The following is a 14,701-nucleotide window of genomic DNA, read 5'->3' as shown; positions in this document are numbered from 1 at the left end:
GAAAGCATCACAGAGCCCATGTCACCGAGAGGGTGCCATAGTTGAAATTATCCTTGTTGGTCTCTTTTTCGCCGGTGGTCGCCCGTAGAGTCAGTGCCAGTTGTAGCTGGTTCCACTGCCATGTGCCGCCAATGCCAGCCAGGCCCTGAATCAGGCTTTCGTCGAACTGGGAGGGAGCTGAATTTTTATCCAGATAGGAATAGGGTACATATTCCAGCCCCATGCCAATGAACACGGACCATCCCTGCCTGTTTTCGTTCAAAGCGCCGGGTAGGCCGATGGTGGAGGCCGTGCCCGCATAATCGGGTACGAAATTCATTGGCAGATGTTTTCCGATACGCCAGACCAGCCCGACCCTGCCGCTGGTTCTGAAGCTGGACACTATGGCTGAGCCCAGGACTGAGACTTCCTGCTTCAGACTGTCCGGTGAACCACTCTGCATGACTTTTCTGGCGTGTTCCGCCTGCACACCTCCAATCACATCCGTTCCAAGCTGGTGGTCCCAGCCATTCGGAGTTTTACTTCCGGTCAGTTTATGCACCCATTTCTGGGACGCCTCTGCGCCGCTTTCCGGCCCCACCACTCCGAGGTGGACACCGTATCCGGTAATATTGCTGGCGTCCCAGCTCCATAATGTGGTGCCGGCCAACAGGAAGCCCGCATAGGGAAGATCGTCCAATCGGGGCTCGCGTGCGGTGATATCCGCCGGGGTGACCATCAGTTGCCTCATGCTGAAGGCAAGCGCATGATCCTGCGTCACGGAATCCAGGCCTGGCAGAAAATCAAAAGAATCTCTCGCCCCTTCTGCAAGTCTGGACGATTTTCTTTGCGGGTCATCGGCTGTGGCTGTGAGATAGGAGAGCTTCAGACCATTCGTGTATCCCCTGTCCATACCGGTAAACAGGTCATTGTCCCAGACAATGTTGAATGTGTCGGCCTGAGCGGTAACGGCAAATACGGAGAATGTCAGGCTCTTCAGCAGAGTCACCAGGGTCGGGCGTAACAGTTGTTCCGAAAGCGGGGGCAGCTTAGGGGGCATTGGTCACTCCTGTTAAACGTTGCAGTATAACCCGTTCCAATGCCTGGGCAGACGGCGATAGCGACCGCATAGGGTAATCTGTCTGCCGCCCAGATTCCGATTGATGCCAATGGCCAGGTCGTTCCCGGTGGAAATCATGGCTTATGTGGCTGTTGCTTAATCGGCGCCCGAGCTTTGCGTGCAGGCGCGACCCAGCCTGTCGTGAATGGCCAGCCATGGCTCGGTCTTTGGTGGCAGTTCGATAATGATACGGGCCAGATCCGCCTGATCCATGGCATGCATGGCGGTGTAGAGCATGCGGGCATAGTCCTCGGGATTGTCACCGAGGCGGATTGACTCGGTGACCGCAGACTCCGGAGGGGGTGATTGCCACCAGATAACGCCTGTTCGTCCGGTATTCCCGGTTAACTCGGGCAACGCCTCTGGAAAACGCTCTGGTGGCACGCCGATGGTGGGGGTGACCGGTTGGTAGTGATGTTTGACGTTTCCGGGCACGGCTCGCTTGGCTGGTGCGTGGTCCGGGAACGACATGCCCAGGAAACGCTCAAGTTCGCTTCGTCCGATCACGCCAGGGCGGGCGATGGAGGGCACTTCGCCGGTCAGATCAAGGATGGTGGATTCGATGCCCACGGAGCAGTTGCCGCCATCGAGAACCGCCCGGATTCTGCCGGCCATTCCCCTGAGGACGTGGCTGGCCGAGGTTGGGCTTATTCTGCCATAGGGGTTGGCAGAAGGGGCGACAATATCCCCGCCCAACAGACGGAGGGTCTCCAGTGCAACGGGATGGGCCGGCATTCTTAAGGCCACCCCGGGCTGACCACCGGTAATGAAGTCACTCACACCGTACTTTTTTGGCAACAGTATGGTCAGGGGGCCGGGCCAGTATTCCTCAATGAGCGGCCACACAAAGTCGGGTACCCGATCCACCCACTGGTGAATCCGCTCAGGGTCCGACAGGTGTACGATCAGGGGATGCCCGATCGGTCTCTGTTTTGCCTCAAAGACCTTTTTTATCGCTGCCGGGTTGCCTGCGTCCGCCGCGAGCCCATAGACCGTTTCGGTCGGGATGGCAATAATGTGGCCCTGGCGGAGAAGGCTGGCGGCGTGTTCGACGTCACCTGGTGTTCCGGCATCTAGCTCAATCATGATCAGCCTCTATAAATCTTTGATGGCCCGGGTTGTCGCTTGCAGAACATCCTTGGCATCGCCTTTCAGCATCAGACTATTATCCTTGATAAAAAGGCTGTTGGGGATACCTGCAAAGCCGGGTGAAAGGCTGCGCTTCACAACGACCACGGTTTTTGCCTTGTGAACATTGAGTATGGGCATACCGTAGATTGGGGAGCTGGGTTCCTCGGCCGCCGCCGGGTTGACCACGTCGTTGGCACCGAGAACGATGACCACGTCGGCCTGGGGCAGTTCCGGGTTGATGGCATCCATGTCCTTGAGCTGGTCATAGGGTATCTCGGCTTCCGCCAGCAACACGTTCATGTGTCCGGGCATCCGGCCTGCAACCGGGTGGATGGCATAGCTGACACTGGCGCCACGGCTTTCAAGTTGGGACGCCAGCTCTTTGACCGCATGCTGGGCCTGGGCCACGGCCAGACCGTAGCCGGGGACCATGACCACCTTGCGGGCGCTATCCAGCAGCAAAGCCAGTTCATCGGCGGTGGCGTACTTCACCTTGCCAGCGTAGAAATCTCCCTCATCCTGCGCTTTGGCTCCGCTTCCGCTCTGACCAAAAGCGCCCCCAAACAGCACGTTTGGCAGTGACCGGTTCATGGCCTTGCACATGACCGCCGTCAGAATCAGGCCGGAGGCGCCCACCAGTGAGCCGGTGATGATCAACCCCTGGTTGTCCAGTACAAAGCCGGTGGCAGCCCCGGCGAGACCCGAGTAGGCGTTCAGCAGGGCAACAACCACGGGCATGTCAGCACCCCCGATCGGCTGCACCAGGCCAACGCCCAGAATCAGACACAATCCAACCAGCGCTGCCAGCGCGAGCGGCTGGGCGCCAGTGCCGGTGGCAAACTGGGCGCTGCCGCCAACAACGGCAATCAACGCAAGCAGGGCGATCAACTGCCAGGCCCTGTTCCTGCCGGAGTCGCCGATACTGCCGTGCAGCTTGAGTACCGCGACCAGCGAGCCGGACAGTGTCACCGCGCCGATTACAATGGATACCAGAATCGCCACGGTCCAGCCGGTGGTGCCAAGGTTGTCGGTAGCCAGGGCATGGAGCCAGGTGCTGGTGGCGACCGTGACGGAAGCCGCACCGCCAACACCATTAAGGCTGGCCACCAGTTCCGGCATCTGTGTCATGGCAGTGCGCTTTGCCAGCCAGACGCCAATGGCGGCGCCCAACAACATGCCCGCAATGATGGTCGCGTAATTGATGATTTCCTTATGCAGCAGCGCGGCAATCACGGCGATGAGCATACCGACGGCCGCGAGCTGGTTACCCCGGACGGCGGTGCTGGGTTTGGTCATGCCTTTGATGCCGAGAATGAAGCAGATGGCAGCCGCCAGGTAAGAGAAGTTGATCAGTGCAAACATGGTTATCCCTTCCGCTTGAACATGTTGAGCATCCGGTCTGTTACCAGAAAGCCGGCCACGATGTTGATGCTGGCCAGGGTAACGGCAACAAATCCGAGAGCCCCCGCCACGCTGGGTGACAGATCGGTACTGCCGGCACTGATGATGGCGCCAACAATGACAACACCGGAGATGGCGTTGGTGCCGCTCATCAGCGGCGTATGCAGGGTCGGCGGGACCTTGTTGATCAGCTCGACGCCGACAAACAGGGCAAGAATGAAAATAGTGAAACTAAGAACAAACATCTCCATCAGGCAGTTTCCTCAGCGTCCGATTCCGTGGTTTCCGGAGCAGTCGTTTTCCGGGGCTCCTGGCCATGCAGGATCTGCCCCTGATGGACGACTCGTGTTGCGGCGACGATGTCATCCTCCGGGTCGGGTTCAAAGCGTCCTTCGCTGGTCATATTCAGCAGGAAGCCGGTAATGTTTCGGGTGAGAAGCTGCGAGGCGTGCACCGGCACCCTCGAAGGGTGGTTGGCGTGACCCACCAGGGTGACGCCATCCAGGTCTGTCTTCTTGTTCAGAACGGTACCTTCAACGTTCCCACCTTTGTCAGCGGCGAGATCGACAATGACGGAACCGCTTTTCATGCGGTGGATCATGTCGCGATCAATCAGTTTTGGCGCCGGTTTACCCGGTATCGATGCGGTGGTGATCACCAGATCTGCCCGGGCCACGCAGTCAGCGAGCTGCTGCCGTTGGGCAGCATAGAATTCGGCATTCTGGGCTTTGGCGTAACCGTCGTTGCCAGAGGCCGCCGGTTGTGGAACCTCAATTTCAATGAAATCCGCCCCCAGGCTGTTTACCTGCTCTTTGACCTCAGGGCGCAGGTCATAGGCTTCTACCACGGCACCCAGGCGACGGGCCGTAGCAATGGCCATCAGGCCAGCCACACCAGCTCCGATAACCAGCACGCGGGCCGGGTGGATGGTGCCGGCGGCGGTCATCAGCATCGGGAAGTATCGCGGCAGAGCCATGGCGCCACTGAGCACTGCGCGGTAGCCGGTGATTCCGGCCATGGCACTGAGTACGTCCATGGATTGGGCGCGGGTTGTACGTGGTACGAGGTCCAGGGCGAAGGCCTGCACGGACTGGTCAGCCAGTTGCTGCAGAAGAGGCCGGTTAAACCAGGGATCGAGCAGGCAGATCAGCGTGGACTCAGACCGGATCAGGGCAGCTTCATCCGGCTCCGGCGCCCGCACCTTGAGGATGATGTCAGACTGCCGGTAGAGCGCCTCGGCGTCATCCGCGATGATGGCGCCGCAGTGGCGGTACTCTTCATCCGTGAAGTGGGCAGCCAGGCCCGCACCGCTCTCCACGACCACTTCGTAGCCGGATTCCATCAGTTGCGTTACGCCTGGGGGAATAATTGCGACCCGGTTTTCACCAGCCAGTTTCTCCCGGGGAATACCAATCATCATGCGGAAATGCTCCGTCCAGGGGTTAATTGAGAGGGGGTGGGCCATAGGCCCAGGGTGTTGGAGGTGTACTGGCGAACGTTTTCCAGCAGCACGGTGTCCTCCTGTAAGGGCTGACCGTAGCTGGGAATCAGCGTTTGCAGGGTTTCCAGGCGCGGCCCGGTGACCAGCTCCGGCAGGCAGCGTTCGATCACGTTCAGCATCGCGGATACACAGGTGGAGGCGCCGGGAGATGCACCGAGCAGGGCTGCCATTGATCGGTCGGCTGTCGTCAGCACTTCTGTGCCGAATTCCAGCGTACCGCGGTTACGACTGTTGGATTTGATGATCTGGACGCGCTGGCCGGCCTGGCGCAGGCGCCATTGTTCCGGTTGCATATCCGGCAGGAATTTTCGGAGTTGGTCCAGCCTGGAGTCTATGGAACTGAGGGCTTCCCTGATCAGATAGCGGGTCAGCGGCCAGTTTGCTACGGCCACATCCATGAGGTTCTGCAGGTTATGGCCGCGGACCGATCTGACGAGGTCGAACGCCCCACCCGCTTTCAGGAAGCGGGTGGTGAATCCCGCAAACGGCCCGAACAGCAGGGCGGGTTTGCCATCAATGAAGCGGGTATCGAGGTGTGGCACTGACATTGGTGGCGCGCCCACCGGCGCCTGGCTATACACTTTGGCGTTGTGGGCCCTTGCCAGCGCTGCATCTTCACAGGCCAGCCACAGTCCGGAAACCGGGAAACCGCCGTAGCCCTTTGCTTCGGGCACACCGGATTTCTGCAACAAGTGCAGCGCAGCACCGCCGGCACCGACGAACACGAAATCGGCGGTCAGCTCAGTTGTCTTTCCGGACTCAAGGTCCAGCAATGTGACTATCCAGGTCTTCTGTTTGCGAGTGAGATTGGTAACGCGGGTTTTCAGGCGGATATCAGTGTTGCTCTGCTGCGCAAGGGAATGGCCGAGCAGGCGGGTCAGGGCGCCGAAGTTCACATCACTGCCGTGGGCAACACGGGTGGCTGCGGTGGGCACAATGGAGGATTGCGAGCCTGTCACCAGGGGCAACCAGTCCGACAAGTTGGACGGCCGGCTGGAAAACTCCATGGCCGCGAACAGTGGGTGTGATTGGAGCGCCACATGTCGTTTTTTCAGATACTGACATGCATCGGCTCCCTGGACCCAGCTTAAGTGAGGGACGTTGCGGATAAAGCGGTCCGCCCGGGGAAGCACCTTGCGATCAACCAGCGAGCTCAAGAACTGCAGAGACACCTCGAACTGTTCGTTGATTTTCAGTGCGCGCTCGATGTCGACCGTGCCGTCCGATTTCTGGGGCGTGTAATTGAGCTCGCAGTAACCGGCATGACCGGTGCCCGCGTTATTCCAGGCATCGGAGCTCTCTTCGCCAAGCTGGCCGGATTGCTCGGCCAGGGTGATTGACCTTGAGTTATCCAGCTGGCTGATCAGCGAAGCGAGCGTAACGCTCATGATGCCGCCGCCAATCATCAGGATATCAGTGTGGTGACTCGCCATATCGTGACCTTTTGGGTAGTGCCCGGATAAAGGGGGGCATACCTTAGTCTAATGACAGGTCGTAAAAGAACAGGTTTTTGAATAGCTATGGATCGAAAAAACCGAGGGATGTGGGCGGCATCGACTGGTCGATATCGCGGTGTCGCAGGGGATATGGTTGACGTACTGGGCTATTCTGACTTGGAGGCAGAGGGAAAACTTACAATACTGTCTGGCATGAGATGCTCTCGAAGCCAGAGCGAATTTTTTATCAGCTCAGGAGGGCCTTTTATGGCCGAAGAGAAAAGCCTGTTGAGTGATGCGCAGTCCCGCATGGTGGATATTTTCGACCGTATTGATGTGGACGATGATGTTCGCCATCAACTCCAGCAACCCAGGCGCATTCACCAGGCCGCCATTCCCGTTCGTATGGACGACGGTAGTTTACGGGTTTTCCCGGGGTGGCGTGCCCAATACGATCAGTGCCGCGGACCCAGCAAGGGGGGGATACGCTTCCATCCCGATGTCGACGCCGACGAAGTCGCTACCCTGAGCTTCTGGATGATGCTCAAGTGCGCCGTGGTCAACCTGCCGTTTGGAGGTGCCAAGGGCGGTGTCCAGGTAGATCCGAAATCTCTCTCGCTGCTGGAACTGGAGCGGCTTTCCCGGGGCTACATCCGTGCCTTCTACGATGTCATCGGGCCGAACCTCGACATTCCGGCGCCAGACGTCAATACCAACGAAACCATCATGGGGTGGATGGCGGACGAGTATTTCGAAATCACCCGCCAGAAAGTGCCAGACATCATTACCGGTAAACCTCTCACGATGGGTGGCTCGGCAGGCCGCACCGCGGCTACCGGTCGCGGTGCCCTCTACGTTCTGGGGGCCTGGGCCAAACGCCAGAGCAAGCGTCCTGAGAACATGACCATAGCGGTGCAGGGCTTCGGCAACGCCGGTTATCACTTCGCGCGCCTGGCACAGGAAGCGGGCTATCGCGTAGTGGCGATATCTGACTCCAAAGGCGCAATCCACGCCAGTGGCGGTCTGGATCCCGAGCCCATCTGGCGCCACAAGAATCAGACTCGCGAACTCAAGGGCATGGTCTACTGCGAATCGTCAGTATGCACTGAAACGGATGTCGACCAGATCAGTCAGGACGATCTGCTGGCGCTGGATGTGGATGTATTGGTGCTGGCGGCGCTGGAAAGTGCCATTACCACTGGCAACGTGGACCGGGTGCGTGCCGGCGCCATCCTGGAAATCGCCAATGGTCCGGTAACTGCTGACGCGGACAAGAGCCTGACCAGTCAGGGAATCACTGTGCTGCCGGACGTTCTGGTCAACGCCGGGGGCGTGATCGTCAGTTACCTGGAATGGATACAGAACCGTACTGGCGACTACTGGCCTGAAAGCTATATTAACCAGCGCCTGGCGGAGCAACTGGTGGGTCAGGCCGAGCTTTGCTTTGATCGTGCGGAAGAGGAAAACATCGATTACCGCGTCGCTGCCTACCTGCAGAGTGTTGAACGCATTGCAGAGGCCATCGCCAGCAGTGGCACCCAGCGGTATTTTCGCAATGACTAACATTGAACCGCTACAGGCGGGGCACTTGATCGGGTTTTGCCGCGTTGGAAAACGGGTGCCCCATCCACCAGTGTGGTCTGCAGGGAAAGCGGCGAGCCATCGAGCTCGCTTAATAGCAACAGGTCGGCGTCAAAACCGGGGGCTATGCGCCCCTTGCTTGTACCCAGGCCGGCTGCTTTTGCCGGGTTCTCGCTGACCATTTTCCATGCCTGTGCAAGCGGCATCAGCCCATGCTCAGCCGCGACAAAAGGTGCGCGAAACAGGCTGGGATAATGGTAATCACTGCACAGAATGTTCACCAGATTCTGCGCGATGGCATCCTTGACACTGATGGCCCCGACATGGGATCCGCCGCGAACCAGGTTGGGCGCGCCCATGAGTACTGCAACGCCCGCTTCCTGGCTCGCCTTTGCGGTTTCTGCGTCCATGGGGAATTCAGAAATTGATGTCCCCAGGATTCGGTTGCGCTCAACATCTTCAAGGCCATGATCGTCATGGGAGGACAGGCTGACACCGGCCTGACGAGCCTGTCGTGCCAACTCATATGCCTGGTCTTCGCCGAGGTTCCTTCGGTTCTGCAGGCTTTCCAGGAAATGCCCTGTTTCAGTTTCATCCATGGTCACGCGTCGCCGAAGCCCGGCGAGATAACGTTCAGTGGCGGCCGGATTATCCAGTTCGGGTAAATGGTCGTTCAGGGACAACATATGGATACGACCCTCGGCAATCCAGCCCATCAGTTCGTCATGAAGTTCGGTGTTCACCTTTTCATGGCGGATGTGCACCCGTGCCTGACAGCTGAACCGGGGCATCAAGTGCTCCAGTGCAAGCAGCAGGCGACGAACTGTTTCGCGGCTGCGAGGCCCGGGTTCAAATCCATCGGTGATGCTGTAGTAAAAAGTGGTTATGCCGTTGGCGATGAGACTGGCGTCGTTGGCGGCCAGCGCAAGGTCGAGCGGGAAAGCCGTACCGGCTCGCGGCGTTATGTGCCGCTCAAAGGCGTCGCCGTGCAGGTCTATGATGCCGGGCAGAAGATAGCCCCCACGCCCGTTCAGCATTACCTTGGCAGAAACATCGACGTCAGCGCCTATGGCCAGGATCTTGCCCTCAGACAGTTCTACACAGCTGTTTTCCAGCCAGCCGTCACTGGTCAGAACGTTGATATTGTCGATCAGCATACTGGTGTTTGGGGGCATGGAACTCGGTTCGCTGCTTGAGTCTTGCATTGGGTAACTCCATAAAGAATGCTTTACTTACTTTGGTGCATCAGGCCTTCCCGCAAACGGGAAGACAGATGCTCTACTGCGTATACCAGAATGAAGATCATCAAAATGATGTATGCAGCCTGGTCGTAGCGGAACATTTCCATCGATACCGCCAGTTCGGCGCCTATACCGCCAGCGCCAACCAGGCCCAGCACAACGGAGGAACGCACTGCCTTCTCAAGCGAAAACAAACTTGTATTGATCATGCTGGGTAAGGCCCCGGGAATCTGGACGACAGCAATGCGATCGAGCGGACTGGTACCGATAGAGTCGAGGGCTTCCGAGGGGCCGGGATCGACCTCCTCCATGGCTTCGGCGAAGAAGCGACCACAAAAGCCAATGGTATCGACAATAATCGTGAGTGTTCCGGCAAAGGGTCCGAGACCAACGGAGACTACGAAAAACAACGCCCATGCCAGGTCCGGGACAGTGCGAAGAAAGCTTATTATTGAACGGGTCACATGCCGAACCAAGGGGTGTGGCGACGTGTTCCTGCCGGCCAAAAGAGCCATGGGTATGCTCAGGACGACGCCGATCACGGTGCCCACCAGAGCCATCTGAAAGGTAACCAGAATGGCCTCCATGATCGGGCCGGCACGGTCAGTGGCAGGTGGGAACATCTCGCCTGCGATCGTACCCATGTTGGGTAAACCTCGTACCAGATCGCCGATAGACATGCCTGCGCCGGCCAGTGACCAGAGGAAAAAACCAAGGAACAGCGCAAACAGGGCAGTGCCGAGCCAGCTTGGGCGCTGAAAGCGTGGGGGAAAGGAGGCTTTAACGTCTTTGGTAAGGTGTAGCTCAGGCATAAAAGCCTCTCAAACTGACGGTAGTCTCTGTTCCGCTTGCGCAATCAAGCTGCAGCTCGGAGTCTCGCAACCCGATAATACGGTCTGCGTAGTGCAGGGCGTGTTCAACATGATGGGAGACAAAGAACAGCGTCAGATTTTGTGCCCTGGATAGCTTTGCGAATAACTCCATGATGACCTGACCGGATTTGGGATCCAGACTGGCGGTAGGCTCATCAGCAAAAAGAATGCTCGGTTCCTGCATCAGTGCGCGGGCAATGGCAACGCGCTGCGCCTGGCCTCCGGATAATTGGTCACAACGTTTGTGCCAGAGGTCTGCCAGCCCTACCTGGTCCAAATAATGGAGGGCCCGATCCCGGTCCACCTGCCGGGCCCAGCATTGCGACCAGTTCCGGGGGCCCGAGCGATGAGCAAGGTTGCCATGAAGGACATTGGTAAGTGCCGACAGGCGGGGCACCAGGCAATGCTTCTGAAACACGAAGCCTACCCGATTACGGGCTTTCTTGAGTTCGCGTCCTTTTTTACTGGACAGAGTTTCGCCAGATAGAAGGATATTGCCTTCGTCAGGTTCGATTAACCGGACGCAACAGCGCAACAAAGTGCTCTTTCCCGCGCCGTTCGCACCGATTAGCGCCACCGACTGGCCCTTGTAGATGTTGAAGCAGACGTTCTTGAAAACCGGTGCGGTAGTGCCATGGAACCGTTTGGTGAGACCCTGCACTTGCAGCGAACTCGCGGTGGACTGGTCACTGACAACTGCCTGTTGTAACAGAGGAGATGCAAGACTGGTCATTTCGAGTTGTCCTTGAGTTCGGAAGGGACAGACACTGTCCCTTCCGATGAGGCGCTCTTAGTCGCCGACAAAATCGGAATATTCGGGATAACCTATGGTGGAGTACATCGACCGGACGTAGTTGTAGTCACTGTCCTTGATGTTGTTGATGAAACGCATGCCCGTATATTTGTCGACATCGGTTCCACCGCCATTGACGATAGAATTGATCAACTCGTCCGAGTGATTGACGAAGGCATCGCGCATCCGATCGATGACTTCCTGGTCTACGTGGCTGCCCGCCATCAAGAGGTCATTCGGAAGGTCACGCCCTCGGGCGATGACGCGAAAGGCACCGGGCTGCAAGCCGCCCTTATCCATCTCCTGCTGGCGAAGTCTGCGGAACTCGGTGTGGTTCATGCCAACCGCTGCAGCATCTCCTTTTTTCAATGATTCCCACAGGATGGGAACCTTCGTATGGATGATATCCAGATCATCCATTGGTGAAATTCCGCCATCGGCCAGCACCTGGATAGGTCCGAGATGGCGAGAGGTTGAGCCAACGCTGCCCATAGCGACACGCTCGCCCACAAGGTCAGTGACCGAGGTGAAACCACTTTCTGCCAGCGTCACAATCAACGCGAAGTAGTCAGGGCGGGAAAAACCGACCACCACTTTCGCATCAGCACGGTTCTGCATAACCACGTATTCAGCCGGGCCGGTGAGGACAAAGTCGACTTGTTTGAACCGCAGAGCTTCGACTGCTGCTGTGCGATTGGTTACCGGCAGGAACTCGATGTCGTAGCCCGAGGCTTTCGACAGGGTGTCCCGAAAGGCGCCAAATTCCCGCTGTAATTCTTCAAGCCCCACGAGGTCCGTTACAGCCAATTTGACGGTTTGTGCCTGGACCGCTGGAGCGATCAAGGCAAGTGATAACAGCACCAGGGATAGACATCGGTACAGGTTCTTGAACATCGGTAACTTCTCCACTCGTTGGATGATAGTTGTCTAGACTAGCGAGTGGGCATGACAGAGGGGTGAACAAGATGTGAACACTGTGTGGCACTTTAATGAATGGTGGTCCCCTTAAGACGAGGTTTTGGCGGTACCGAAATCAATACCGACTCTATTCACTCAATCGTGTGTTGAGTGGGCTCTTAGGCGACATTTATCCCAAGTGCCGGCGTCCGAAAGGGCAAGCGGTCCGGCGAGCAGCTTGAGGTCAATCGACTGGCCCTGGCCTGTCGTGTAGCGATGTCCCAGAGAATGGCCGAAAGCCACCCGATGTCCCGGACGGGGGTTCAGGCAAGGGCGGGTTTTCCCCAACCCCGCTTTCATATGGTGAGCAACGTCCCACTCCAGTATTTCTCCGTTGTGCCTGGTGATCACCCAGCAATGCATGTCGTTGGTCAGGCCGCCGCGCTCCTGGGAGAAGAAATAACCGTAAACGTAACCGGCTTCAAACCCCGCGGCTCGAAGGCTGGCGACCAGGTAGGTGTGGATATCGATACAGGAGCCCGGCGTCAGCCCGCAGGAAAGGTAGGGAACCCTTTCTGTCCCATCATTGAACCGTATTTCCGGATGGGCGTAGGTGAACCGGGACTCCGCCTCAGCCACAAGCGCCTTGATGCCCTCGAGACCGCCACCGGCTGCGGCCGCGATTTCACGGCTGGCAAACGCCAGCTCGTCCGACGCCTCGGTGTAGCGATTGCGGCGAGGTACAAACGCTGACTCGGGGTAGGCCGCCGTTGGCGGGGCCGGAGAAACCCGATGAGCAAGCTGGACAGATTCGCCCTCTGCCTCAAGTAGCAGAGCGCCTAACCCCAGCTCGGGCTCCATCAATACGTTCACAATTCGCGCGCCTTTTACGCTGGCCGAGTTGACCGTGTCGTGACGTGTCGTAATGCCGGCTGGCGCCATCAGGAAAGAGCCTGGTATTACATTCAAAACCTCGATAATGATAGCCGTCATGTCATGCTCCATAGCTGGAAGACGATCCCTGAAAGAAAGGCGCCGATCAGTGCCAGCGCGAGATAGAGGCCAAAAACGCGGGGTTTTACCAGGGCCCAGACCGCAAGCGCTGCAGGAAGCGATGTCACGCCCCCAGCCACCAGGAATGCCAGCCCCGCGCCGGGCGCCATGCCCTGGGAAATGAGGCCGCCAACCAGTGGCAGTGCGGCATAACCATTAAGGTACGCGGGCACCCCGACAAGAGTGCCAAGGGCAATGGGTCCTATTCCCGCGCCACCGAGAACCGAAGTGATGGTTTCTACAGGTACGAAAGCCAGGATCAGGCTCTCCAGCAGGAAAGCAAGCAGCAGCCATTTCGCCAGAAACAGGGTGATGTTCGACGCCTCCCGGCCGAACCTTGCGCGGCGCTCAGGCTCTGCCCAGAATCGCCAGACGACTGGTTTGGGCGCTCGAATCTTGCTTCCGCCGCAGCCCCCGTCGCCAATGCCCACACGTAGAGGTTCTGCCAGACCGCCCACACGGCTCAACAGATGTGCGACCCAGCCACCGAACAGGCCCAGGCCTACGGCAGCCAGTGTTTTGGCAATAGCAAATTCCAGGCCCAGAACGCCGGTGGTCAGCACGAACATGGAAGGGTCCATCACCGGGGACGCCAGCCAGAACGCCATCACTGCGGACAGCGGTACCCCCATGGCAAGCAATGCCGCAATCAGCGGTATCACGCCGCAGGAGCAGAAGGGCGAGATGCCACCGGCTATCGCCGCCATCAGGATCATCATCCCGGGCGCACCGGTGAAGGCTCGTGCAATAAGATTGTCGGCGCCTGTTGCTGAAGCCCAGGCCGCAACGGCGATGGAAAGCACGAGGAAAGGCGCCGTCTCGAGAAGTGCGTTGGCCGCAAAAACGACGCTATCCAGCGCCTGCTCAGCATCGAACATGGCCAACAGCGTGATGATCGCCACCGACGCCAGCCAGACCCGGTACTCCTTCCAGGCCCGGTTCAGCCCCTGACCCATGGTGACCGTGACGTTGACGTCCTGCATAACTAAATCCCTAATTTACTGGTTATAATTGGCCAAAGACTGGTTTTGTAAATATTTATTGTTGCCAATTTTCCTGTCGAGGTTATGGGGCCTTGTGGACGTAGCAAGTCGTGTGGCTGGTTTGCTGTTCAGCGATTACTCTCAGCAGTCTCGAGATGGCCTCTTCAGCGCTGCCATTGTTCTCGATCACAAGGCAGTCCGGAGGAAGCTGTTGCTCCAGTTCCCGGGCACGGCGGGTCCGGGCTTCGATCTCCTCTGCGCATTCCCGTCCCCGTAGCCTAAGGCGGCGTTGCAGCCGGTGCGGATCGACTTTGATCAGTATCGGAATGAGCATGCTGCCATAACGTGACCGCGCCTCATCGAGATAGCCGCGGGAGCCATTGACCAGCACCTGGCCACCCTCGGCCAGCCAATGATCGATTTCCCGACCGATGCCATAGCGGAAACCATTGGCGGACCAGTGCATGGCAAAGGCATTCATTGCCACCCGTTGCTCGAACTCGGCGTCCGAAAGCCAGACATGACTTTCGGTGCCGCCATCCGGCTCCCGGGTAATATAGCGGTGGGCCACCAGCGGGCTGAACTCGTTGTCAGAGCGATCTCTGCAGCCTTTCAGCAGCGTGTCCTTGCCGGCGCCTGATGCTCCCATCAGGTAAAACAGGCGACCGGAGCCGGCCTCGATGGTCCGTTGACTGCTTGATCCTGACATCTTC

The 14,701-nt window shown here is 58.3% G+C and carries 14 protein-coding genes; 1 reads left to right on the top strand and 13 read right to left on the bottom strand.

The window, feature by feature from the left end; all coding sequences use genetic code 11:
* Positions 1-7: 7 nt before the first annotated feature.
* The 6 genes from QPM17_RS11210 to mqo all read right to left on the bottom strand — a co-directional run bounded on the left by QPM17_RS11210 (position 8) and on the right by mqo (position 6,565).
* Positions 8-1,039 carry a lipid A deacylase LpxR family protein gene (locus tag QPM17_RS11210; protein ID WP_285390823.1) on the bottom strand — a complete coding sequence of 344 codons (1,032 nt, stop codon included), beginning with the start codon at positions 1,037-1,039 and terminating at the stop codon, positions 8-10.
* A gap of 156 nt (positions 1,040-1,195) precedes the next feature.
* Positions 1,196-2,185: an L-threonylcarbamoyladenylate synthase gene (locus tag QPM17_RS11205; RefSeq protein ID WP_285390822.1), complete on the bottom strand. Its 990-nt coding sequence runs from the start codon at positions 2,183-2,185 to the stop codon at positions 1,196-1,198.
* A gap of 9 nt (positions 2,186-2,194) precedes the next feature.
* Positions 2,195-3,592: an NAD(P)(+) transhydrogenase (Re/Si-specific) subunit beta gene (locus QPM17_RS11200; protein WP_285390821.1), complete on the bottom strand. Its 1,398-nt coding sequence runs from the start codon at positions 3,590-3,592 to the stop codon at positions 2,195-2,197.
* Between the two features lie 2 nt (positions 3,593-3,594).
* A complete protein-coding gene (locus QPM17_RS11195) occupies positions 3,595-3,882 on the bottom strand; it encodes an NAD(P) transhydrogenase subunit alpha part 2 (protein WP_285390820.1) in 288 nt (95 codons plus the stop codon).
* Complete coding sequence (locus QPM17_RS11190) at positions 3,882-5,051, bottom strand: Re/Si-specific NAD(P)(+) transhydrogenase subunit alpha (protein WP_285390819.1); 1,170 nt, start codon at positions 5,049-5,051, stop codon at positions 3,882-3,884. The genes QPM17_RS11195 and QPM17_RS11190 overlap by 1 nt, the downstream gene beginning before the upstream one ends.
* Entirely contained in the window at positions 5,048-6,565 is a 1,518-nt protein-coding gene (gene mqo / locus QPM17_RS11185; RefSeq protein ID WP_285390817.1) for a malate dehydrogenase (quinone), read from the bottom strand. Before mqo ends, QPM17_RS11190 begins: the two co-directional genes overlap by 4 nt.
* 270 nt (positions 6,566-6,835) lie before the next feature.
* Between mqo and QPM17_RS11180 the strand changes: the two genes are divergently transcribed.
* The gene (locus QPM17_RS11180; protein ID WP_285390816.1) at positions 6,836-8,131 is read left to right on the top strand and encodes a Glu/Leu/Phe/Val family dehydrogenase; all 1,296 of its coding nucleotides are present in this window, start codon (positions 6,836-6,838) and stop codon (positions 8,129-8,131) included.
* On the opposite strand, the gene QPM17_RS11175 is transcribed toward QPM17_RS11180, so the two are convergent.
* From QPM17_RS11175 to phnN, 7 genes are all read right to left on the bottom strand, one after another.
* Positions 8,128-9,354, bottom strand: a complete 1,227-nt coding sequence (locus QPM17_RS11175) for an alpha-D-ribose 1-methylphosphonate 5-triphosphate diphosphatase (RefSeq protein ID WP_285390815.1) — start codon at positions 9,352-9,354, stop codon at positions 8,128-8,130. The genes QPM17_RS11180 and QPM17_RS11175 overlap by 4 nt on opposite strands.
* Before the next feature lie 23 nt (positions 9,355-9,377).
* Positions 9,378-10,202, bottom strand: a complete 825-nt coding sequence (phnE, locus tag QPM17_RS11170; RefSeq protein ID WP_285390814.1) for a phosphonate ABC transporter, permease protein PhnE — start codon at positions 10,200-10,202, stop codon at positions 9,378-9,380.
* Positions 10,195-10,995 (bottom strand): phosphonate ABC transporter ATP-binding protein, encoded by an 801-nt coding sequence (locus QPM17_RS11165; protein ID WP_285390813.1) that lies wholly within the window; start codon positions 10,993-10,995, stop codon positions 10,195-10,197. The genes phnE and QPM17_RS11165 overlap by 8 nt, the downstream gene beginning before the upstream one ends.
* 57 nt (positions 10,996-11,052) lie before the next feature.
* A complete protein-coding gene (locus QPM17_RS11160; protein ID WP_285390812.1) occupies positions 11,053-11,949 on the bottom strand; it encodes a phosphate/phosphite/phosphonate ABC transporter substrate-binding protein in 897 nt (298 codons plus the stop codon).
* Positions 11,950-12,108: 159 nt separating this feature from the next.
* A complete protein-coding gene (locus QPM17_RS11155; RefSeq protein WP_285390811.1) occupies positions 12,109-12,945 on the bottom strand; it encodes a transglutaminase-like domain-containing protein in 837 nt (278 codons plus the stop codon).
* On the bottom strand, positions 12,942-13,988 hold the full coding sequence (locus QPM17_RS11150; RefSeq protein WP_285390810.1) for a permease: 1,047 nt from the start codon (positions 13,986-13,988) through the stop codon (positions 12,942-12,944). Before QPM17_RS11150 ends, QPM17_RS11155 begins: the two co-directional genes overlap by 4 nt.
* A gap of 82 nt (positions 13,989-14,070) precedes the next feature.
* Positions 14,071-14,697 (bottom strand): ribose 1,5-bisphosphokinase, encoded by a 627-nt coding sequence (phnN, locus tag QPM17_RS11145; RefSeq protein WP_285390808.1) that lies wholly within the window; start codon positions 14,695-14,697, stop codon positions 14,071-14,073.
* Positions 14,698-14,701: the final 4 nt, after the last annotated feature.

Origin of the sequence: Marinobacter azerbaijanicus (genome assembly GCF_030250645.1) — a bacterium.
In the GTDB taxonomy this organism is placed as follows: domain Bacteria; phylum Pseudomonadota; class Gammaproteobacteria; order Pseudomonadales; family Oleiphilaceae; genus Marinobacter; species Marinobacter azerbaijanicus.
This window is presented reverse-complemented; position numbering and strand designations above follow the sequence as displayed.